The sequence below is a fragment of the Bacillus paramobilis genome, assembly GCF_038096195.1.
Classification (GTDB): domain Bacteria; phylum Bacillota; class Bacilli; order Bacillales; family Bacillaceae_G; genus Bacillus_A; species Bacillus_A mobilis.
Map to the genome: position 1 here is coordinate 576,625 of NZ_CP151108.1, position 20,876 is coordinate 597,500.

At 36.8% G+C, this 20,876-nt stretch carries 25 protein-coding genes (1 of these 25 running past the window's edge); 12 read left to right on the top strand and 13 right to left on the bottom strand.

Annotated elements, in window-relative coordinates; all coding sequences use genetic code 11:
• Positions 1 to 11 precede the first annotated feature (11 nt).
• A complete protein-coding gene (galU, locus tag AABL52_RS02860) occupies positions 12 to 899 on the top strand; it encodes a UTP--glucose-1-phosphate uridylyltransferase GalU (protein ID WP_002073425.1) in 888 nt (295 codons plus the stop codon).
• A 105-nt stretch (positions 900 to 1,004) separates the two neighbouring features.
• Here galU and AABL52_RS02865 read toward each other — a convergent pair whose 3' ends face one another.
• The 3 genes from AABL52_RS02865 to AABL52_RS02875 all read right to left on the bottom strand — a co-directional run bounded on the left by AABL52_RS02865 (position 1,005) and on the right by AABL52_RS02875 (position 3,376).
• Entirely contained in the window at positions 1,005 to 1,841 is an 837-nt protein-coding gene (locus AABL52_RS02865) for a hypothetical protein (RefSeq protein ID WP_098257796.1), read from the bottom strand.
• A gap of 147 nt (positions 1,842 to 1,988) precedes the next feature.
• Positions 1,989 to 2,582 (bottom strand): biotin transporter BioY, encoded by a 594-nt coding sequence (locus tag AABL52_RS02870; protein WP_098237992.1) that lies wholly within the window; start codon positions 2,580 to 2,582, stop codon positions 1,989 to 1,991.
• Between the two features lie 50 nt (positions 2,583 to 2,632).
• Positions 2,633 to 3,376, bottom strand: a complete 744-nt coding sequence (locus AABL52_RS02875) for a DUF3298 and DUF4163 domain-containing protein (protein WP_000810342.1) — start codon at positions 3,374 to 3,376, stop codon at positions 2,633 to 2,635.
• Positions 3,377 to 3,471: 95 nt separating this feature from the next.
• Between AABL52_RS02875 and AABL52_RS02880 the strand changes: the two genes are divergently transcribed.
• On the top strand, positions 3,472 to 3,855 hold the full coding sequence (locus tag AABL52_RS02880; protein WP_001140606.1) for a hotdog fold thioesterase: 384 nt from the start codon (positions 3,472 to 3,474) through the stop codon (positions 3,853 to 3,855).
• A gap of 39 nt (positions 3,856 to 3,894) precedes the next feature.
• Here the strand turns inward: AABL52_RS02880 and AABL52_RS02885 are convergent, their stop codons facing one another.
• Positions 3,895 to 5,271 (bottom strand): glycine--tRNA ligase, encoded by a 1,377-nt coding sequence (locus AABL52_RS02885; protein WP_000287155.1) that lies wholly within the window; start codon positions 5,269 to 5,271, stop codon positions 3,895 to 3,897.
• Positions 5,272 to 5,615: 344 nt separating this feature from the next.
• On the bottom strand, positions 5,616 to 6,329 hold the full coding sequence (locus tag AABL52_RS02890) for a DNA alkylation repair protein (RefSeq protein ID WP_341518876.1): 714 nt from the start codon (positions 6,327 to 6,329) through the stop codon (positions 5,616 to 5,618).
• A 118-nt stretch (positions 6,330 to 6,447) separates the two neighbouring features.
• Here AABL52_RS02890 and AABL52_RS02895 point away from each other — a divergent pair, with 118 nt between their 5' ends.
• Positions 6,448 to 6,915 (top strand): hypothetical protein, encoded by a 468-nt coding sequence (locus AABL52_RS02895; RefSeq protein WP_341518877.1) that lies wholly within the window; start codon positions 6,448 to 6,450, stop codon positions 6,913 to 6,915.
• 109 nt (positions 6,916 to 7,024) lie between these two features.
• On the opposite strand, the gene AABL52_RS02900 is transcribed toward AABL52_RS02895, so the two are convergent.
• Complete coding sequence (locus tag AABL52_RS02900) at positions 7,025 to 8,350, bottom strand: ArsB/NhaD family transporter (RefSeq protein WP_000545214.1); 1,326 nt, start codon at positions 8,348 to 8,350, stop codon at positions 7,025 to 7,027.
• Between the two features lie 289 nt (positions 8,351 to 8,639).
• Here AABL52_RS02900 and kapD point away from each other — a divergent pair, with 289 nt between their 5' ends.
• Positions 8,640 to 9,263, top strand: a complete 624-nt coding sequence (kapD, locus tag AABL52_RS02905) for a 3'-5' exonuclease KapD (RefSeq protein WP_000344364.1) — start codon at positions 8,640 to 8,642, stop codon at positions 9,261 to 9,263.
• Between the two features lie 41 nt (positions 9,264 to 9,304).
• Here kapD and AABL52_RS02910 read toward each other — a convergent pair whose 3' ends face one another.
• Positions 9,305 to 9,688 (bottom strand): kinase-associated lipoprotein B, encoded by a 384-nt coding sequence (locus tag AABL52_RS02910; protein WP_001209347.1) that lies wholly within the window; start codon positions 9,686 to 9,688, stop codon positions 9,305 to 9,307.
• A 164-nt stretch (positions 9,689 to 9,852) separates the two neighbouring features.
• On the opposite strand from AABL52_RS02910, the gene AABL52_RS02915 reads away from it, so the two are divergent.
• The gene (locus tag AABL52_RS02915; protein WP_000982762.1) at positions 9,853 to 10,029 is read left to right on the top strand and encodes a hypothetical protein; all 177 of its coding nucleotides are present in this window, start codon (positions 9,853 to 9,855) and stop codon (positions 10,027 to 10,029) included.
• 68 nt (positions 10,030 to 10,097) lie between these two features.
• A complete protein-coding gene (sodC, locus tag AABL52_RS02920; protein WP_341518878.1) occupies positions 10,098 to 10,637 on the top strand; it encodes a superoxide dismutase [Cu-Zn] in 540 nt (179 codons plus the stop codon).
• Positions 10,638 to 10,730: 93 nt separating this feature from the next.
• Here the strand turns inward: sodC and AABL52_RS02925 are convergent, their stop codons facing one another.
• The gene (locus tag AABL52_RS02925; protein WP_341518879.1) at positions 10,731 to 11,882 is read right to left on the bottom strand and encodes a MalY/PatB family protein; all 1,152 of its coding nucleotides are present in this window, start codon (positions 11,880 to 11,882) and stop codon (positions 10,731 to 10,733) included.
• Between the two features lie 117 nt (positions 11,883 to 11,999).
• On the opposite strand from AABL52_RS02925, the gene AABL52_RS02930 reads away from it, so the two are divergent.
• On the top strand, positions 12,000 to 12,251 hold the full coding sequence (locus AABL52_RS02930) for a YugE family protein (protein WP_000537644.1): 252 nt from the start codon (positions 12,000 to 12,002) through the stop codon (positions 12,249 to 12,251).
• 30 nt (positions 12,252 to 12,281) lie between these two features.
• Here AABL52_RS02930 and AABL52_RS02935 read toward each other — a convergent pair whose 3' ends face one another.
• Positions 12,282 to 13,121: an alpha/beta fold hydrolase gene (locus AABL52_RS02935; protein ID WP_341518880.1), complete on the bottom strand. Its 840-nt coding sequence runs from the start codon at positions 13,119 to 13,121 to the stop codon at positions 12,282 to 12,284.
• A 109-nt stretch (positions 13,122 to 13,230) separates the two neighbouring features.
• Positions 13,231 to 14,235, bottom strand: coding sequence for a 2-hydroxyacid dehydrogenase (locus AABL52_RS02940; protein ID WP_341519689.1), 1,005 nt, complete (start codon positions 14,233 to 14,235; stop codon positions 13,231 to 13,233).
• Positions 14,236 to 14,489: 254 nt separating this feature from the next.
• Between AABL52_RS02940 and AABL52_RS02945 the strand changes: the two genes are divergently transcribed.
• From AABL52_RS02945 to yugI, 3 genes are all read left to right on the top strand, one after another.
• Positions 14,490 to 14,987, top strand: coding sequence for an Lrp/AsnC family transcriptional regulator (locus AABL52_RS02945; protein ID WP_000255701.1), 498 nt, complete (start codon positions 14,490 to 14,492; stop codon positions 14,985 to 14,987).
• On the top strand, positions 14,984 to 16,174 hold the full coding sequence (locus tag AABL52_RS02950; RefSeq protein WP_341518881.1) for an aminotransferase: 1,191 nt from the start codon (positions 14,984 to 14,986) through the stop codon (positions 16,172 to 16,174). Before AABL52_RS02945 ends, AABL52_RS02950 begins: the two co-directional genes overlap by 4 nt.
• Before the next feature lie 252 nt (positions 16,175 to 16,426).
• Complete coding sequence (gene yugI, locus AABL52_RS02955; RefSeq protein ID WP_000003765.1) at positions 16,427 to 16,771, top strand: S1 domain-containing post-transcriptional regulator GSP13; 345 nt, start codon at positions 16,427 to 16,429, stop codon at positions 16,769 to 16,771.
• Positions 16,772 to 16,883: 112 nt separating this feature from the next.
• Here the strand turns inward: yugI and AABL52_RS02960 are convergent, their stop codons facing one another.
• Positions 16,884 to 17,117: a DUF378 domain-containing protein gene (locus tag AABL52_RS02960; protein WP_000105787.1), complete on the bottom strand. Its 234-nt coding sequence runs from the start codon at positions 17,115 to 17,117 to the stop codon at positions 16,884 to 16,886.
• 275 nt (positions 17,118 to 17,392) lie between these two features.
• On the opposite strand from AABL52_RS02960, the gene AABL52_RS02965 reads away from it, so the two are divergent.
• Positions 17,393 to 18,745: a glucose-6-phosphate isomerase gene (locus AABL52_RS02965; RefSeq protein WP_097843772.1), complete on the top strand. Its 1,353-nt coding sequence runs from the start codon at positions 17,393 to 17,395 to the stop codon at positions 18,743 to 18,745.
• 107 nt (positions 18,746 to 18,852) lie between these two features.
• Positions 18,853 to 19,266 carry a YugN-like family protein gene (locus AABL52_RS02970; RefSeq protein WP_341518882.1) on the top strand — a complete coding sequence of 138 codons (414 nt, stop codon included), beginning with the start codon at positions 18,853 to 18,855 and terminating at the stop codon, positions 19,264 to 19,266.
• Here AABL52_RS02970 and AABL52_RS02975 read toward each other — a convergent pair.
• Both AABL52_RS02975 and AABL52_RS02980 read right to left on the bottom strand, forming a co-directional pair.
• Positions 19,253 to 20,248 carry a potassium channel family protein gene (locus AABL52_RS02975; RefSeq protein WP_341518883.1) on the bottom strand — a complete coding sequence of 332 codons (996 nt, stop codon included), beginning with the start codon at positions 20,246 to 20,248 and terminating at the stop codon, positions 19,253 to 19,255. The genes AABL52_RS02970 and AABL52_RS02975 overlap by 14 nt on opposite strands.
• Positions 20,249 to 20,342: 94 nt before the next feature.
• A protein-coding gene (locus AABL52_RS02980; protein WP_063260549.1) for an MgtC/SapB family protein crosses the window boundary here: on the bottom strand, positions 20,343 to 20,876 show its 3' portion. It continues 147 nt past the right edge of the window; 534 of the gene's 681 nt are visible here — the last part of the coding sequence; its start codon lies beyond the right edge, outside the window — the gene reads right to left on this strand; it ends in the stop codon at positions 20,343 to 20,345.

Genomic DNA, 20,876 nt, shown 5'->3' on the forward strand with positions numbered 1-20,876 from the left:
GGTATTTTGTGATGAAAAGAGTAAGAAAAGCGATAATCCCAGCAGCTGGATTAGGAACACGTTTTTTACCAGCTACAAAAGCAATGCCAAAAGAAATGTTACCGATAGTAGATAAACCAACTATCCAATACATTGTAGAAGAAGCAATAAAATCAGGAATCGAAGATATTATTATCGTTACTGGTAAAACGAAGCGCTCTATTGAAGATCATTTTGATAATGCATTTGAGTTAGAGCAAAACTTATTAGAAAAGAAAAAGTATGAGTTACTTGAAAAAGTACAGGCTTCTTCAAAAATGGTAGATATTCACTATATCCGTCAAAAAGAACCAAAAGGATTAGGGCATGCTGTTTGGTGTGCACGTAAATTCATCGGTGATGAGCCATTCGCTGTTTTATTAGGTGATGATATCGTTCAAGCTGAAAAACCATGTTTACGTCAATTAATTGAAGAATATGATAAAACGCTTTCTTCTGTTATTGGTGTACAAACGGTTCCAGAAAATGAAACACACCGTTATGGAATTATCGATCCATTAGAGCAAGAAGGACGTCGTTACCAAGTTCGTAATTTCGTTGAGAAACCAGCAGCAGGTACAGCACCTTCAAACTTAGCAATTATGGGACGTTACGTTTTAACACCTGAAATCTTTATGTTCTTAGAACAGCAACATGTTGGTGCTGGTGGTGAAATTCAGTTAACAGATGCAATCCAAAACTTAAACGAAATTCAACGTGTATTCGCTTACGATTTCGAAGGAAAGCGCTACGACGTAGGTGAAAAGTTAGGATTCGTTCAAACGACAATCGAAATGGCCCTGCAACACCCAGAATTACGTGATGAAATGGTTCCAATGATGCAGAAAATTTTAGAAGAACACACGAAGCAACAGTCTTAATATAGTGATATAATCCCCTGTTGGATGAGCGGTAAAGGAACGTATTTACTGCTTAATCTAAAGGGGATTTTTTTGAGAAATAAAGACACTCTGGAGAGAGTGTCTTTATTTTTGATCAGTAGGCTTTAGCTCATCAGCTTTGGATTTTATTTCATCAGTAATAGCGATATTAATATTACCAGCTGCTTTTTTGTATTCCTGAATCAATGCATTAACGTTTTGATTAAATGAAATTAAGCTGCCACTTGGAGATTGGGCCTGTTCGTTAAGTGCAGTAATAATCCCATATATTTTTTTATATTCTTCATAGGTTTCTTTATATTTATTAGGCTGTTCTTTTGCAGCTTCAGAGACTAACTTTAAATCATTTCCCATATTGTTATAAAACGTATCAACGCTTGTAATCATTCCGTCAATTTCTGTTCTCTTAGAACTTAGTGCATTATTGAAGTCCTGTCTTTTATCTATTGCGCTTGACCATGTAGTTGAATACTCGGATAATACGTAAGATGCTGCATATTTAAAGGTGTTTATATTATTATAAAAAGATGCTGCGGCAATTAAGTAATTAGCTTCTTTTTTCTTTTGGGCTTGAAGAGCTTGATACTCCTCTTCCATATTTGTTACTTTTGTTATCGTAAAGAGAAGAACGATGACGGATATAACAGTTGTTAGAAATAGTATTAACGATGTTATTAAAGATTTTTTTACTGGTAATTTTCGTACTTTCTTAATTAACCCAATAACAATAAAGATTAAAGCCGCGCATAAACTAACTATAGTAAGAATTAAAAAGAAAAATGCTAGGCCGTTTCCAAAGGTATATGACATTCCTAACTCACTATTTCCATATAATTTGTAACCGATACTCATACCTAGTATGAAAAATAAAGATAGTACTCCGACACTTACTTTAATAAGTGTATTTTTTGATAGATTCACTGATTTTCCTCCAAAATATTGTTCTAATTAGATGTGCAAAATATCTAATTTGCTGAATTAGCATAACAAAAATCATTTTTAATATGTGTCGTATATTGTCGAAAAACAAAAAAGAGTTATCTTAACATAGTAAGATAACTCTTTTTATTATGAAATCGTCGAATGAGAATGCTGATAAGCGGAACGACGTACAGCATAGTATATGCGAGGTGCGATAATGGCACCGATAATTGTAAATGCAATATCTTTTACTGCGAACCACATCATAATCATCCAAGCAGCTTTATAGCTCATATTGCCACCCATGAAGAGATTAACTGCCCCGTACATATAAGTAGTACCGATAATATAAGTTAAAATGATTCCTGTGAAAGAGGCAATTGCAAAAGTACTGAATGTTGGTTTTTCCTTTTGTTCTACGAGTTTTCCTGATACGTAAGCAACGATAATAAATGCGATAATAAAGCCACCAGTAGGATCTAACAGTGCTCCAAATCCAGCTTTGAAGTTAGCAAAGATTGGCGCACCTGCTACTCCAACAAGCATATAAACAGTCATTGATAATGCGCCAAGTCTACTTCCAAGAAGAAGCCCTGCTAAAATTGCGAAAAATGGTTGCATAGATAATGGGATGCCCGCTACTTGTAAGAATGGTGCCCAAGATACAATATTTGCACCAATGGCCATAAGAGCAACGAACATGGCAGCTAATGCTAAATCTAAAACATGAAATCTTCTCATAATGTTAACCTCCTGTTGTTTTTAGGTTAACATTATCGTAGCGAAAATATTTACTTGTTGTCAATTAAAATATTTTGATAAGAAGGCTTTAAATACTCTCTTAGCAACGTATACGGAATACGAAATTGAGGAATTCCGCTTGAATAAGGAGCAATCTCATATAAAGGGAAATAAATGACGAGGTTGTCCGGTTCTAAAAAGAAGTGAAACTTTTTCGTGCTCATGACCTTTTCAGTTGCATCGGGAAAATAAATGCTTTCATTTTGTTTAATTTGTCTTACGATCTCAGCGCGGATTACTTCTTTATATTTCTCTTCTTGTTGAAATAAATCGTCTAAGTGTAGTAGCTTTTTTTCGTTTAAATCAAATGTGTTTGCCTTCCATGTATAAAGACCGTGTGCTCCGCCTGTATATTGATAGTAATTCAAATATAGGCTGAGGAGAGGTGGTTTATTTAAGGAGACTTTATAATCAACATTCGCCACGTACGGATGAAATGGTGTGCTAGATCCTTCTGTTTCTTTATAATATTTTTTTGCGTCTTTTTCTAATTTTGTTTTAAATTTTTCAGTAGATTTTTTGTAATAGAAATTGAGCTTATTTTGAAATTTAGAATCTGAAAAATTATGAAACGAAGGTCTGTTAATTTGATATTCTATATAAGGTTTCTTACCTTTTTGTGTTACAGTCTGAACATCGATTGTCAGGTTGGATGCTTTGGCTACTAGTGCACAATTTGGTACAATAGTCAGCAAGGAGAACATAAGCAGTAATATACAAAATTTCTGTTTCATTTAGGTGAAACCTCCTTATATAAGTGTTATAAGTAGTTTGAAAATAAATAGGTAAAATTATACATTCAATTAAAGTAAGAGAAGGGGGAAACGAGATGGCAAAAACTTTAATGGATTCACTTGGAATTGAGTTGTTAGAGATGACAGAAGATAAGGTGGTTGCTACGATGCCTGTAGATGAGCGTACGCATCAGCCGTTTGGATTTTTACATGGTGGTGCATCCCTTGCATTAGCAGAAACAGTAGCAAGTGTCGGTTCATATAATTTAATTGATCAAGAGAAATGTATTTGTTTCGGTCTAGAAATTAATGCAAACCACATTCGCTCAAAGAAAGATGGAATTGTAACAGCGATCGGGACACCGATACATAGAGGACATTCAACAATGGTTTGGGATGTGCGTATCATTGATGAAAATGATGATTTACTATGCATATCACGATGTACAGTAGCAATTAAAGAAAAACGTGAAAAGTAAAAAAGAGGCGCTCTCATGAGCTGCCTCTTTTTCTTATAATTAGAACTGGATTTTCTTCTCTAAGAAACCTTTTAGTTCGCTAATTGGCATACGAACTTGTTCCATTGTGTCACGGTCACGTACTGTAACAGCTTTGTCTTCAACTGAGTCGAAGTCATAAGTGATACAGAATGGTGTACCGATTTCGTCTTGACGACGGTAACGTTTACCGATAGAACCAGTTTCATCAAAGTCTACCATGAAGTCTTTAGCTAATTCTGCGAATACTTCAGTAGCACCTTCAGATAGCTTTTTAGATAATGGTAAGATTGCTGCTTTGTATGGTGCTAAAGCAGGGTGGAAACGAAGAACTGTACGAGAATCGTTTTCTAATTGCTCTTCTTCATATGCATCACATAAGAATGCTAATGTTACGCGGTCAGCACCTAAAGATGGCTCGATGCAGTACGGTACGTAACGCTCATTCGTTTGTGGATCGATATAGTTAAAGTCTTCATTAGAGTGTTCCATGTGACGTTTTAAATCGAAGTCTGTACGAGATGCTACGCCCCATAGTTCGCCCCAACCGAATGGGAATCGGAATTCAATATCAGTTGTTGCGTTACTGTAGTGAGATAACTCTTCTTCACCGTGGTCACGAAGACGCATGCTTTCTTCAGTCATACCAAGTGAAAGTAACCAGTTCTTACAAGTTTCACGCCAGAATGCGAACCACTCTAAATCTTCACCAGGCTTACAGAAGAATTCAAGTTCCATTTGTTCGAATTCACGTGTACGGAATGTGAAGTTACCAGGTGTGATTTCGTTACGGAAGCTCTTACCGATTTGGCCAATACCAAATGGAAGCTTTTTACGCATAGAGCGTTGTACGTTTTTGAAGTTTACGAAAATACCTTGTGCTGTTTCAGGACGAAGGAAGATTTCGTTCGTGCTAGACTCTGTCACACCTTGGAAAGTTTTGAACATTAAGTTGAACTGACGGATTTCAGTGAATTCTTCACTACCACAATCAGGACATTTTACTTCATGTTCTTTCATTAAGTCAGCCATTTGGTCGAAAGTAAGACCATCAACAACCATTTCAATGCCTTTTGCATCTAATGCATCTTCAATTAATTTGTCAGCACGGTGACGCGCTTTACATTTTTTACAGTCGATCATTGGATCGTTGAAGTTACCAACGTGACCAGAAGCGATCCAAGTTTTTGGGTTCATTAAAATAGCTGCGTCTAAACCAACGTTGTATGGAGATTCTTGAATGAATTTTTTCCACCAAGCTTTTTTAACGTTATTTTTTAATTCGATTCCAAGTGGACCGTAATCCCAAGTGTTTGCAAGACCACCGTAAATTTCAGAACCAGGGAAAACAAAACCGCGATGTTTTGCTAAGTTTACAACTTGTTCCATTGAATACATAATAAAATCCTCCTTTTGAAAGTTAACGTATTGGCGATGACGTGCTCTGGTACTTATGAAACGAGCGGTATATGCTTTGAAAACATAAAAAAACGCTCATCCCAAGGCTTAATTGCCTAGGGACGAGCGTTTGCCCGCGGTTCCACCCTAGTTGATACACAACAGGTGCATCCACTTTATCACGTATTGCTCGGGACTGCCGTTTCCTTGCGGCTTCAGGCTTTCACTATCCCTGAATCGCTTTTGTGCAAGTACTTATAAGTCCGTCATCGCTACTTATATTAATAATAATGAACATATTCTAACACGTTCTTTTTTAAATCTCAATAGAGGAACGCGTCTATCTATGATAGAGTCTCGCCTAATTTTTCGTTATTTATTCCGTAATTTTGTTTAATGTGCTTAATTGCTTCACGTTTACTAAGCGAGGCAAGCTCGTTATTTTGCACGTATTCCCAAACGACATCGGGCTTTGTTTTTGCATATTCACGAAGGACCCAACCAATCGCTTTTTGAATGAAAAATTCTTTTGAAGAATGTAGTTGTCCAATAATCCAGAAAAGAAGTTCTTCATCCATCTTTTGTTTATATTTTAGCTGGAATAAAATAGCGGCGCGTTGTAACCATATGTTGTCGGATGCAATCCATTTTGGAATATAGGCAGAAATTAATTCCGGATGTTTTAAAAAGATATTACCTAAAAAGGTAGGGACGATGCTATCGACAGAATCCCACCAAGATTTTGTGACAATGAGTTCTTCTAAGAAGGGGATATGTGTTTCGTTTATATGCTTTTTATATTTTTGCATAATATCGAGTGCGGCCGCTTGAAATTCACGTTCTGGTAAATCCCAAAGCTCACGTACGATAACTTGGAAATCTTTTGGATCTGGGAGAGTATGTATTTGAATAACGTCTTTTAATAACTGTCTTCTCTCGGGAGTTTGAATACCGAGAAATGGGAAGTGATTTTTCATATAACGTGCCATCGGTTCTGCTTTTTCAAGGTTTTTATGAGCTATGAAATGCTCTTGTAATGTTTGTACAAATGGATGCATAAGTCCGTTCTCCTCTCTAATTATCTTGCTCTTATTATTATACAGAGAGTTTGGTTGAATTTTAAAACATAACTTGCAATGCAACGAAATATGTTGAGAGTAGAGAGGAGAGGATAAGATGGAAGATCAAGGCGTACTAGCAGGTTTCTTTGCTCTTAGTTTTGCGTTTATTCTTGTTGTATTGATTTGGGCAATTATTGCGTATTTATTAACGGCTTTTGCACTGTATACGATGGCGAAAAATGATGGTGCCACGGATGGTGCTCTTGCGTTTATTCCTTTTTTAAATAGTAAGATATGGGGGGATTTAGCGAAAGATAAATTACCAGACTTCTTGAAAGAAGAAGCAGGATGGAAAGTATTCGGCATATATGTCGCATGCTTCATTTTTAACTTCGTACCAATTCTATATTTAATAGCAACAGCTGTATCGATTGTGCTGTCTATTTATCTCATCTACGCTATTTTAGACAGGTACGGAACGAACCCTATATTATTTACAATTATTCATACAATCACATTTTCGGTTTTCTTACCGATTCACTTATTTATTATTCGGAATGAGCCGGTAAGATATAACGAGTAAATATATGCGGGGAGCTGTTTCGAAGATGTTTTGGAACAGCTCTTTGTTGGTAAAGTGATATTTCGTTGACCAAGAAAAAGGGCTGTCACATAGGACAGCCCTTTTTTTACTACATAAGGTAGCGTAAATAAATATAAATATGAGAAATGATTAATGAAACGATCATAATTGGGAAACCAACTTTTAGGAAGTCCATGTAGCTAAACTTATGTCCTTCGCGGCTTGCGATACCTGCAACAATTACGTTAGCAGAAGCTCCGATTAATGTTCCGTTTCCACCTAGACAAGCACCTAATGCTAATGCCCACCATAATACGTCGATTTGTGCATCAGACGGTGATAAACCTAGCCCAACTGCCATATCGTTAATAAGTGGGATCATTGTTGCAACGAATGGAATGTTATCAATTGTTGCAGAGGCGATACCAGATACCCATAAAATAAGGATAGACGCATAAGAAATATCTCCGCCCGTTATGCCAATTACTTTTTGAGCTAACATTTTGATAAGGCCGATATCAATAAGTCCTCCAACAAGTACGAATAGTCCTGCGAAGAAGAAGATTGTTACCCACTCTACACTTGCGAATACCTCTTCAATTTCATGTTCTTTCACACCAATTAACATAAGTACAGTAGCACCAGTTAAAGCAATGATAGCTGCATCAACATGGAAGATCGAATGAGTCATGAAACCTACGATTGTCAGTCCAAGTACTGTTAAAGATTTTTTCATTAATACTGGATCTTTAATGTATTGTTTTTCATCTAAACTCATTAATTTTTTAACTTGTACAGGATCAGCAATTAATTGTTTACGGTACATGAAGTAAAGTATTACTGCTGTAACTGCAATAATAATAATTACGATTGGTGCTAAGTTGAATAAGAACGCATTGAAATCTAAATGCTTATTTGCAGAACCAATCATAATGTTAGGTGGATCACCAATTAATGTTGCTGTTCCTCCAATGTTTGAAAAAATAATTTCAGAAAGTAAATAAGGAACAGGATTTACTTGCAGTATGCGCGTAATAGATAAAGTAACTGGAACAACAAGAAGTACAGTTGTAACGTTATCTAAAAATGCGGAACCAAGTGCAGTAAGTAAGGAAAGTGAAATTAAAATTTTAATTGGATTTCCTTGTGCTCCTTTTGCTGCTTTAATGGCAACGTATTGGAAGACACCCGATTTACTCGTAATATTCACCAGAATCATCATACCGATGAGTAGCGTAATCGTCCCCCATTCAATATGTTTCGTAAAGGCGTTGTGTAAATCAACGACCCCCATAATTACCATGAGTGCTGCGCCAAGAAGTGCGATGACAGCGCGATTAATTTTTTCAGAAATAATAATGGCATATGTAATTAAAAAGACTGCGATAGCAAAATAATACTGCCAGTTTGCGAGCTCTTGCGTTGTTTCGTGCAAAACTCTCATCTCCTTTCATTCACTTTTCTTAGTGTGTCAAAAATGTTCTCGAAGAAACACACATAAAGTCATTATAAAGTAGAAAAATGGAGGATGTAAATGAGAGGGGGTATTTTGTCATATTTTCTGCATTGGTCATTTTTTCTTATTTTTAAAAATATTTGTGGGCATTTGACATATATATAAGATACATCCAATCTGAATATTTAAAATGGAATTAGCATTCGAGCTTGTTCGTGTAGGAGTGTCAAAGAGGAAGGAATGACAAAGATGATAAGGAAGGGATCGTATGGATGAACAACGATTTTTATTTTTGGATTTTGAGTTTACGATGCCCCAGCACAGAAAAAAACCGAAAGGATTTTTCCCGGAGATTATTGAGGTAGGACTCGTCTCGGTTGTTGGTTGTAAGGTAGAAGACACGTATTCAGCTCATGTTAGACCGAAAACTTTTCCTTCTTTAACGGATCGATGTAAGAAATTTTTAGGAATTAAACAAGAAGTCGTAGATAAAGGAATTTCGTTTCCAGAACTCGTTGAAAAACTTGCAGAATATGAAAAGAGATGTAAACCGACCATTGTTACGTGGGGAAATATGGATATGAAAGTGTTGAAACATAATTGTGAAATGGCGAGAGTAGACTTTCCGTTCTTAGGACAGTGTCGTGATTTATCACTTGAGTATAAGAAGTTTTTTGGGGAGAGAAATCAAACAGGATTGTGGAAAGCAATTGAGGCGTATGGAAAAGCAGGGACGGGTAAGCATCATTGTGCGCTAGATGATGCGATGACGACGTATAATATTTTTAAATTAGTAGAAAAAGATAAAGAGTATTTAGTGAAACCAGCACCGCCAACATTAGGGGAACTCGTTGATTTTTCAAAAGTGTTAAAGAAAGTGAGTACACAGTAACGACCAAATTGCACAGTATGTAATTTGGTCGTTTTGTTTTTTTAAAGTTTGTAGTCTTTTTTTAACTGCTCTAATGTTTCTAGACTACGAACCGCAAAAGGTGAATCATCTTCAGAAAATGAATTCATTTGAGTTTTTAATGCTAATTTGAGTGACTCTGTATACTCTGGAATTTCTCCTTCATATTTCTTCACCATTTGCTCCGGAATATTTGTTTGTTCACGGAAAGCTAAAGCACGTCTTTCATGGAAAAATGGTACGTCAGCTTGTTTTACGTTATGTAAGTCACCTTGCACCGGATGTTTTAAAACAGCTAATACTTTTACGACGTAACTGCCAGGACGGCTATTTGTAACTTCGCCGATGTATTTTCCAGTTTTATAAATACCAGTAACGATTTCGCCAATTTCAAATGTTTCTCTCATATTTTTCACCTCAAGTTTATAGTAAGGAAAGTCCACGAAGTAGTCAAAGAAATCCTTCTCTTTCGGAAGAACCCTTGAGAATATGAATCGGTTCAACTATAATTTAAAATAATATAACAGAAAATTCTGATGGTTTTTGAATCCTATAATAAGGAGTGTTCCGTATGATGCCTTTATATTTTCCGGAAGATAAAACAGAATATATTATTCCAGGGATTGTTTGCGTTCTATTTATCATTGGTGCCGTTGCTACGTGGCGTATGTTCATTCGTGTATCAAAACGAGAAGCAGATCGGTTACAGAAAGTTGAAGAAAAACTTTTAGCGGAAAAGAAACAGTAACTCATTTTTGTATGTTTCCCTCTATGCTCGGACAATCTAAGGGCAGAATATATTTTGGAGGGAATAGAATGAAAAAACGGCTTTTTTTCAGTTGTTGTGTATTATTTCTGATGGCAGGTTGTGACCAAGGAAAGCCGAAAGAAATTGACGTGAAATTACATAATGCTTCAGGTGATGAAGTAGGGACTGCGAAAGTAGTGCAGCAAACAAGCGGAGTGAAAATTACGATTAAAGGGGAAGGTTTCGCGCCCGGCCCGCACGGTATACATGTGCACGAAATTGGTGAGTGTAAAGCGCCACGTTTTGAATCATCTGGGAATCATTTTAATCCTGATAATAAAAAGCATGGACTCCTTAATCCGAAAGGTGCAGAAAACGGTGATTTACCAAACGTAATTGCAGACGGTTCTGGGAAAATTAAAGCAGAAATCGATGCGCCGCATATAACGCTTGAAGAAGGAAAAACGACGATTCATAGAAAAGATGGAGCGTCTATTATTATTACAGAAAATGCTGATGATGGTATGACACAACCAGCAGGTAAATCCGGTGATCGAATTGCTTGTGGTGTCATTGTAAAAAAAGCGTCAGATATGAAGAAAAAGTAAAAGCTACCGTGCATGGTAGCTTTTTTTGTGAAACGTAAGTGAAAATATATCAGCGATTTTTGGAATATGTCGACTTACCTACAAAAGAGTTTATTATGAAAACGTATGGCGCAGTCTATTTAAAATGTCTTCTAAAACAGATCTTGGACAGCCGATGTTAATTCGAATATGTTTTTCTCCGCCTAATCCGTATTTCTCACCAGGTTCAACGATGATTTTTCCTTTTTCCTCAAGTAATGTAGTGCGTTCATTTTGAGAAAGTTGTAGGCGAGAGCAATCAATCCACAATAAAAAACTACCTTCTGGTTTCGTTACAGAAAGAGCAGGTATGTGATTTTTAATATATTCACAAGCGAATTGAGCGTTATCTTCTATATATAATCGAATTTCATTTAGCCAATCGTTGCATTCTGTATAGGCACTTTGCATCGCTGTATAGGCGAATATATTTAATCCGTGGAAGCCTTGTCTATATTGGATAGATGTAAAGGCTTGACGGAGTTTTTCGTTTGGAATAATAATAATCGATGCCTGTAATCCGGCAATATTAAATGTTTTACTCGGAGCCATACAAGTAATGGTGCGTGCTGCTAATTCTTCTGATAAGGAAGCGAATGGTGTATGCGTATGATCTGCGTAGATAATATCGGAATGAATTTCATCCGCGACAACGATTACATTATATTTTGTACATAACGTGCCAAGTTGTGTGAGTTCCTCTTTTGACCAAACACGCCCGATAGGATTGTGAGGACTACAAAGAAGCATGAGTTTGACGCCTTGCTGAAATTGCTTTTCTAAATGCTCGAAGTCTATCGCATATGTATCATTTTGTTTCTGTAATGGACTTACGCATAATTGTCTATTGTTTGTTGTAACCATTTCGAAAAATGGTGGATAAATAGGTGGTTGTATGAGAACGGATTCATTTTCTTTTGTGAAGGCCTGTATGCTCGTACTAAGAGCTGGAACGATTCCGGCGCTAAAGACAATCCATTCTTTTTGAATATCCCAGTTATACTGTTTTTTTGTCCAGTTACAAATAATATCTCCAATATTTTCGGGAGGAAGTGTGTAGCCGAAAATAGGATGCTCGATACGTGTCTTTAAAGCAGTTTGAATTGGTTGTGGTACTTCAAAATCCATATCAGCAATCCAAGCATGGATAAGTTCTTCGTTTTTATATGTATCCCATTTTGTACTATGAGTTCCACGTCGATTGACTGTTTTATGAAATAGTTGCATAAGTTTGCCCCCTTCTTCTGTAAAACCGATAAGTTATGAAAGTTCTCTCTCTTCTTATAGAATAGCTGATGTGATAGGATAAAGAAAAGTATTAAAAAGTGAAAAGGCGGGAAGCGAATGGGTACATATGAAAAGATGATAGAGGTTGTGAAGAATTGGGATCCGTTTCAAATGGGACCGGAGTTTTATGAAACAGAAGCGAGCGATGTTGTGAACGTCGTAAGTGTGTTTGATGATTCGAAATACATCGCAAAGAAGATTCAACATATATACTTTATGTCTTTTGAGGAAGTACCTGCGCTTGAAAAATGCGAGAAGTTAGCTGTGGAATTACTTGTAATAAAAGAAGGCGGAAGTTGTTCATTGTAGGCTGTCGGAATTTCCGACAGCCTTTTTACATTACTGCGCAGAAAAAGCGATGATTTCTTCATAAACATGCTCAGGTTTTTCTTCAGGTAGTAAATGTCCTGTGTTTTCGTAAGAAATAAATTTTGAGTTTGGTAAATCTTTGTGTAGTCGATGACCTACATGTACAGGGACGACGCGATCTTTTTCACCCCAAATGAGTAGTGTAGGTGTTTTGATTTTTTGTAATTCAGTTGAGGATAAATCACCTTCACGGTCTCTTATCATACGAGTTAAAGCCGGGAATATACGGTTATCATAAAAAGGAGCAGAGTAACCTTCCTTCATTTCATCGTCAATTAATGAGTGATCATGAACGACATTCATTAAGTTATGAACAATGCCGCGCCGTATAATCCAGTTCTTTACGTATAAATGAAAGAACGGTAAGTAAGAAGAGTACAGTAAAGGTAAGGTTGCGCGTGCTAAATAGCTAGAGCTGCATAGTAAAATCGTCTTGGAGATTAATTCAGGGCGTATACGGTTTACATAGAGAGAAATTTGTCCACCCATAGAATGCCCAACTAACACAATATTTGAGAGAGATAAATGTTCAATTAAATCGATAATAACCGTTGCTAAATTGTGATAAGAATACTTAAACAGATGAGACTTATCGCTTTTTCCGAATGGTGGCAAATCAAGAGCCAGTACTGTTCCTGCTTTCGATAATAAAGGAATGAGGCGGCGGTAACTGAATGAGGAAGATAAAAAGCCGTGAACGAGTACGAAAGTAGGACGTTCCGTTTTATTGTCATGTTCATACAATTCGTAATGAATAGTAGTGCCGCGAGTGGAAAAAGTGAAATAAGGACAAGTATATTCGTGATTCATTTTTTGTCACTCCATTGATTTTTGTTCATATCATCTCCAAGGCAGAAAAAAATATGTTAACAAAAAAAGGCAAGATGACGATGTCATCTTGCCTTTCGCTTATTCATTATTACCCACGAACAATATTAGGCGGTGTTTTTCCTTGTAACGCTGCAACTAAATTTTCAGCGGCTGTCATAGCCATTTGCTGCCTAGTCTTTAATGTTGCAGATCCGATGTGCGGTAAAGTCACAACATTTTGTAAGGATAAGAGCGGATTCTCTTTTTGAATTGGCTCTTGTGTAAACGTATCGATGCCTGCTGCAAAGATTTTCTTTTCTGTTAACGCATAGATTAACGCTTCTTCATCTACTGTTTTCCCGCGAGAAGCATTAATGAAGATTGCTGTTTCTTTCATTAATGAAAATTCCTTGTCTCCGATAAGATGATACGTTTCATCTGTTAATGGCGTAAGAAGGACAATAAAGTCAGATTGCTTTAGTAGCGTCTCCAAATCACAATATGTAGCATCGAATTTTTGCTCTGCTTCTTCTTTACGGCGACGGTTATAATAAAGAACATTCATATCAAATCCGAATTTCGCTCGTTTTGCAACGGCTTCTCCAATTCGGCCCATTCCGATAATACCGATTGTACTATGGTGTACATCCAGTCCGAAGTGCTCTTTTCCAATTTCCGCATTCCATTCACCATTTTTTACGTAAGAGTCTAGTTCGCAAACACGGCGACCGGCAGATAGCATAAGAGCGAAAACGAGATCAGCTACTGTATCATCTAGTACGAATGGCGTATTCGTTCCGATGACATTACGCTTTTCCATCGCTTGTAAATCAAAATTATCGTAACCGACAGAAATGTTGCTTACTACTTTTAAGTTAGGAGCTACCTCTAATAATTCTTCATTAATAGAAGATCCGAAATTTAATAAACCATCTTTATCTTGGATTTTTTCCAATAGAACATCACGAGGTACCTTCTCATTTTGCTCCCATTTTTCATAATCACAGTGTTCTGATAAATAGTTTTCTACAAATGCTGGAACTGGTTCGGCAATATAAACTTTTGGTTTCACGGTTCCATCCCCTTTCGCTTTATCACGCCTTTTTCCGCTGATTAAAGTTTCACTTTACCCCGCTTTAACGAGCAGTAAGACTCCCATCTAAAAAGACGGTTGAGGCAAAGAAGTGAGGTGGGAGATCAACTGCTCGTAAAAGCCCGATTGGTGTGGGCTGATAATCAGCGGGGTGAGTCTTTCCGCTGATTAAAGTTTCACTTTATTTTGACATAATTCACTAAAAAAATCTTCTTTTCAAACTGGAAGGGGGATTTGTATAATTTAGACACAAAGGAAAAGGAAGGATGATTTATATGGTGACAGAAAAGGAATTAGAATTATTAGCTTGTCTTGAAAAAAGTAGTCGGTTATCTGTAGATACATTAGCGAAGCTGTTAAATATAGAAGTAGAAGAAGTAAAGAAAATGGTTGAAAAATTAGAAGCGGAAAAGATTATTGTGGATTATGTAACACATATCGATTGGACGAAGGTGAAAGAACATACAGGTTTAACGGCGATGATCGATGTGAAAGTTACGCCAAAGCGCGGCGTTGGGTTCGATGCGGTTGCTGAACAAATTTATCGTTATTCAGAAGTAAAGTCTGTGTATTTAATGTCAGGGACATATGATCTTTCTATTACATTAGAAGGAAAGACAATGGGAGAAGTAGCGATGTTTGTTTCTGAGAAATTAGCAACCATTGAATCTGTCGTTTCTACAACAACGCATTTCATTTTGAAGAAGTATAAACATGAGGGAATTATTTATGAAAAAAACGATGATGATAAGCGGATTGTGGTGACACCATGAAGCAATTTGAACTATCTAGAGCAGCAGAATCTTTACAACCATCAGGTATTCGAAAGTTTTTCGATTTAGCAGCGAATATGAAAGGTGTTATTTCTCTTGGAGTAGGAGAGCCTGACTTTGTTACACCTTGGAATGTAAGGCAAGCATGTATCCGTTCTTTAGAACAAGGATATACGTCATATACAGCAAATGCAGGATTATTGGAGCTCCGTCAAGAAATAGCAAAGTATCTAAAAAAACAATTTGCAGTATCTTATGATTCAAACGATGAAATCATTGTTACAGTTGGAGCGAGTCAGGCGTTAGATGTAGCGATGCGTGCCATTATAAATCCTGATGATGAAGTACTCATTATTGAACCAAGTTTCGTTTCTTATGCACCGCTTGTGACATTAGCTGGAGGAGTTCCGGTTCCTGTGGCGACTACTTTAGAAAATGAGTTTAAAGTACAACCAGAACAAATTGAAGTAGCTATTACAGCGAAAACAAAGGCAATTTTACTTTGCTCACCAAATAACCCAACAGGTGCGATGTTAAATAAATCCGAGCTTGAAGAAATAGCAGTGATCGTTGAAAAGTACAATTTAATCGTATTATCTGATGAAATTTATGCAGAACTTGTATACGACGAAGTATATACAAGTTTCGCGAGTATTAAAAATATGCGTGAGCATACGATTTTAATTTCAGGATTTTCAAAAGGATTTGCGATGACAGGATGGCGCCTCGGTATGATTGCAGCTCCTGTTCATTTCTCAGAATTAATGCTCAAAATCCACCAATATTCCATGATGTGTGCACCGACGATGTCTCAGTTCGCAGCACTCGAAGCGTTACGAGCGGGGAATGATGAAGTAATTCGAATGAGAGATAGTTATAAGAAACGACGTAATTTTATGACGACATCTTTCAATGAAATGGGATTAACATGTCATGTACCGGGCGGAGCATTTTATGTCTTTCCTGCTATTTCTTCAACTGGACTATCTTCAGCTGAATTTGCAGAACAGCTATTATTAGAAGAAAAAGTCGCTGTTGTACCTGGAAGTGTATTTGGTGAAAGCGGTGAAGGATTTATTCGTTGCTCGTATGCAACATCGCTTGAACAACTAATGGAAGCAATGAAGAGAATGGAACGGTTTATAGAAAATAAAAAAAGGACAAAACGTAATACGTTTTGTCCATAAAAGGGGGGGAATACTAGAAAGCCATGTGTTAGTATTCTATCCCAATATTGGAGAATTATACGTACTACAGGAAATTTTTCGTTAATTTTGAATGAGTTCTGTCATAGTGGTATAATTTACTAATATAAGGTATGCGTATCCTGAGTCGCTTTACTTCGGGTACGTACTAACTAATCGGATATTTAACAATAAATCATCTGCTTTGCTATCTACAATTGTAGAGAAAATGGTAAACGTATGGGAGTGTTTCATATGTCAGAACAATATACAACAGGAGTGGTTGTAACAGGGAAAGTGACTGGGATTCAAGATTACGGTGCATTTGTAGCGTTAGATGCAGAAACACAAGGGCTTGTGCATATATCTGAAATTACAAATGGATATGTAAAGGATATTCATGACTTTTTAAAAGTCGGCGATACAGTAGAAGTAAAAGTACTTTCAATTGATGAAGAACACAGAAAAATGAGTTTATCGTTAAAAGCGGCGAAAAGAAAACAAGGACGGATTCTTATACCGAATCCATCTGAGAACGGATTTAATACGCTGCGAGAAAAGCTAACAGAATGGATTGAAGAGTCCGAGTTAACAAAGTAAAAGAGGAACGCATATGAGCGTTCCTCTTTTACTTTGTCTTATGATATATATTTGCAAATATGATTGCATGCAATCATATTCGTATGTCGGAGGTGAAATAAAGACATACTGACTAGTGGATTTCGTTCGTTTCTGGGTGAGTACCAAGATTTTCTGATGGTTTAAAGAGTAAACCAAGATTGATAAGCCCAGAAATACCGACGATGCCGTAAATAATACGTGCGAGAGCAGAGTTTTGTCCACCGAAAATGGCTGCCACTAAGTCAAACTGGAAGAACCCGATCAGTCCCCAGTTCACAGCGCCGATTACAGTAAAGACTAATGCGATACGTTGCAGAGTACTCATGAAAAAGCCCCCCCTTAATTGTGAAGCATGAGCAAGCGATGAGTTAATTAACTCCTTTATAGAATGGGGTAGTTATGTTGTTTTTATACATAAAAAATATAAGAAAAAGGATGTATATACATCTATACCGAAAAATGCGAATTTTTATGCAAAAAATGAACTTTTTCTAAAAAATATATATTGGTTACGTTTACAATTGTTGAATCGCTTGATTTACAACTGCAGTTTCGCTAAAGTGAATACAGAAATACATATACATTACTGGAGGGAAAAAGATGAGTACACATGTAACGTTCGACTATTCTAAAGCGTTATCCTTCATCGGTGAACATGAAATCACTTATTTACGTGATGCAGTGAAAGTAACACATCACGCAATCCACGAAAAAACTGGAGCTGGGAACGATTTCCTTGGGTGGGTAGACCTTCCGCTTCAATATGACAAAGAAGAATTTGCTCGCATTCAAAAATGCGCAGAAAAAATTAAAAATGACTCTGACATTTTACTTGTTGTAGGTATCGGTGGTTCTTACTTAGGAGCACGTGCAGCAATCGAAATGTTAAACCATTCTTTCTACAACACGCTTTCTAAAGAACAACGTAAAACTCCACAAGTGCTATTTGTTGGACAAAACATTAGCTCCACTTACATGAAAGATTTAATGGACGTATTAGAAGGTAAAGACTTCTCTATTAACGTTATTTCCAAATCAGGTACAACAACAGAGCCGGCACTAGCATTCCGTATTTTCCGTAAGTTATTAGAAGAAAAATATGGACAAGAAGAAGCTCGCAAACGTATTTATGCAACGACAGATAAAGCACGTGGTGCATTAAAAACATTAGCTGATAACGAAGGTTACGAAACATTCGTTATTCCAGATGATGTTGGAGGACGTTTCTCTGTATTAACGCCAGTTGGTTTATTGCCAATCGCAGTAAGTGGCTTAAATATTGAAGAGATGATGAAAGGTGCAGCTGCTGGTCATGGTGACTTCGGTACATCAGAACTAGAAGAAAACCCAGCTTACCAATATGCAGCAGTTCGTAATGCTTTATACAATAAAGGAAAAACAATTGAAATGCTTGTTAACTATGAGCCAGCACTTCAATACTTCTCTGAGTGGTGGAAACAGTTATTTGGTGAAAGTGAAGGAAAAGATCAAAAAGGTATTTTCCCATCTTCAGCAAACTTCTCAACTGACTTACACTCATTAGGTCAATACGTTCAAGAAGGTCGTCGTGACTTATTCGAAACAGTTCTGAAAGTAGGTAAATCTACACATGAACTAACAATTGAATCAGAAGAAAACGATTTAGATGGATTAAACTACCTTGCTGGTGAAACTGTAGACTTCGTAAACACAAAAGCATACGAAGGTACATTACTTGCACATAGCGATGGTGGCGTACCAAACTTAATCGTAAATATCCCTGAATTAAATGAGTACACATTCGGTTACCTTGTATACTTCTTCGAAAAGGCATGTGCGATGAGCGGTTACTTATTAGGCGTAAATCCATTTGACCAACCAGGAGTAGAAGCATACAAGAAAAACATGTTTGCTTTACTTGGTAAACCAGGATTTGAAGAGTTAAAAGCAGAATTAGAAGAGCGTTTAAAATAATAAAAAGCGACCGGATTCCGGTCGCTTTTTATTATTTTATCGAAAAGTCCATCGGTATATTCAAACTAGAGTGGGTATGCTAAAGAAAAAGGTTAGGAGGGATGGGCTTGATTCCGATTCAATCCAATTTAGAAGGACGCACATATGCGTTATATAAGCTAGAAGAGATAATGAAGCCACTCGGATATAGCATTGGTGGCAATTGGGATTATGATAAAGGGTGCTTTGATTATAAAATCGATGAAGAAGAAGGCTATCAATTTTTACGGGTGCCATTTACAGCGGTGAATGGCGAACTAGATGTGCCGGGCGTAATCGTCCGGCTTGAAACGCCATATATTCTTTCGCACGTATATCAAGACGAACTAGATGATCATGTAAATACTCTAGCAGCCGGAACGAGTGGAATGGATCAATTTGCTGAGCCGAAAGATCCAGATGGAGATGTGAAAAGAAAATATATTAATATTGGGAAAGTGCTCATACAAGAACTAGAGCGTTATTTTATTAATGGTGAATAACAATGAGTATGTCGCTTTCAATGAGAACAAAGGAATGGACTGGATTAATCATATATTGTTCGTCGCGCTTTATACCTAGTAAGAGAATGTTTTGCTTTAACAGAGTATAGCTGCAATTTGCGAAAGTTTGTCCGATGCAGGATGGAGAAAGCTCCATCAGTTGTAATTTATTATCAGAGATTTCATCGTAAAGTGAGAATAGTACACCTGAAATGGAAGGGAATAAAAGAGAAGCGGTAAATACATAGCTCGTTAATTTATTTCCTTCTATAATTTCTGATACACCAGCTCTTGTTGCATTTTGTATTTGTTCAGAAGTAAGAAGTTCAGCGATGCAGTGAATGTTTGGGTTGAGACCTTTTGCAGTTAAAATATTTAAAATGGATTGTGTATCTGCTAAGCTTTCATTCTTTTCTTTATCAGCAGTTATTAATATAGTGTGTGCCGTTGTAATATTAGCTTTTAATAAAGTTTGATCGTGATGGGGGCACCCCTTTATAAATTCTAGATGATGAAATGGTTTTGGAAGTAAAGAAAGTGTTTCATCAATTAAAACGATATCAAGATTCGGTTGTAAGATGTGCATTTGTTTTACAACATGTTTTGCCCGTTCGTTCCAGCCGACAATAATCATATGTCCGTTAGAAGTTGCAGCTTCCTCTCCTTTAATCTTCATATATTGTTTACTAATCATTTCAGTGGCGAACAAAACCATATAATAAGAACAAAAACCGGTTCCAAATAAAATAATACCCATACCGATTAGTTTTCCCATTGTTGTATGCGGGGCAAAGTCACCATAACCAACGGTGAAAATGGTAACGATTGACCACCAAACTCCATCAAACCATGTGGTGAAGTGCGATGGCTCTAATCTATGTATAAGAAAGCCAGAAAAAGCAGTAAGTACAACGATAAAACAAACTAAACGAAAAATAATGGAATCACGAAATGTATCTACTAAATTTGGACGGGATTTCAATGTTCTATTCCTCCTTACTTTGCAGGACTACATTCATTGTTACCATTATAGAAAAAAGAAAAACTCTCTAATTTAAAAGAGAGTTTGTTTTACATTACATACTTTCCACTTCAGTTTGTTGAACACTTTCAAGATGCTGGAGGGCGTAGTAAACATCAGCGGTATGTCTTTTTTGATCGATACATAATTTCAAATGTAAATAGTGCGAGCCATTCTCCAATGTTTTGAGCTTCATATTCTTAACTTTTATATCCATTTCTTTTATTTCTTCAATTACAATTGGGATATTGTCCATATTTCGCACAACAAGTTTTACTGCGATATCACGTTGACGAAATGATCTCGGTCCCACAAATTTCATTGTTAATGGTATAAGTTCGACACTAATCATAAGGAAACACATTCCGAAAATCGCTTCGATATAGAAGCCGGCTCCAACAGCAATACCAATACCAGAAGCGCCCCAGATCATGGCAGCAGTCGTTAGCCCTGCAATACTATCATTTCCTCTTCGTAAAATAACACCAGCACCTAAAAAACCAATCCCTGATACAATTTGAGCGGCAAGTCGAAGTGGATCCATATTCATATGATCAGTATGGGGTAAATTGTAAGCCGCTTTAATAGA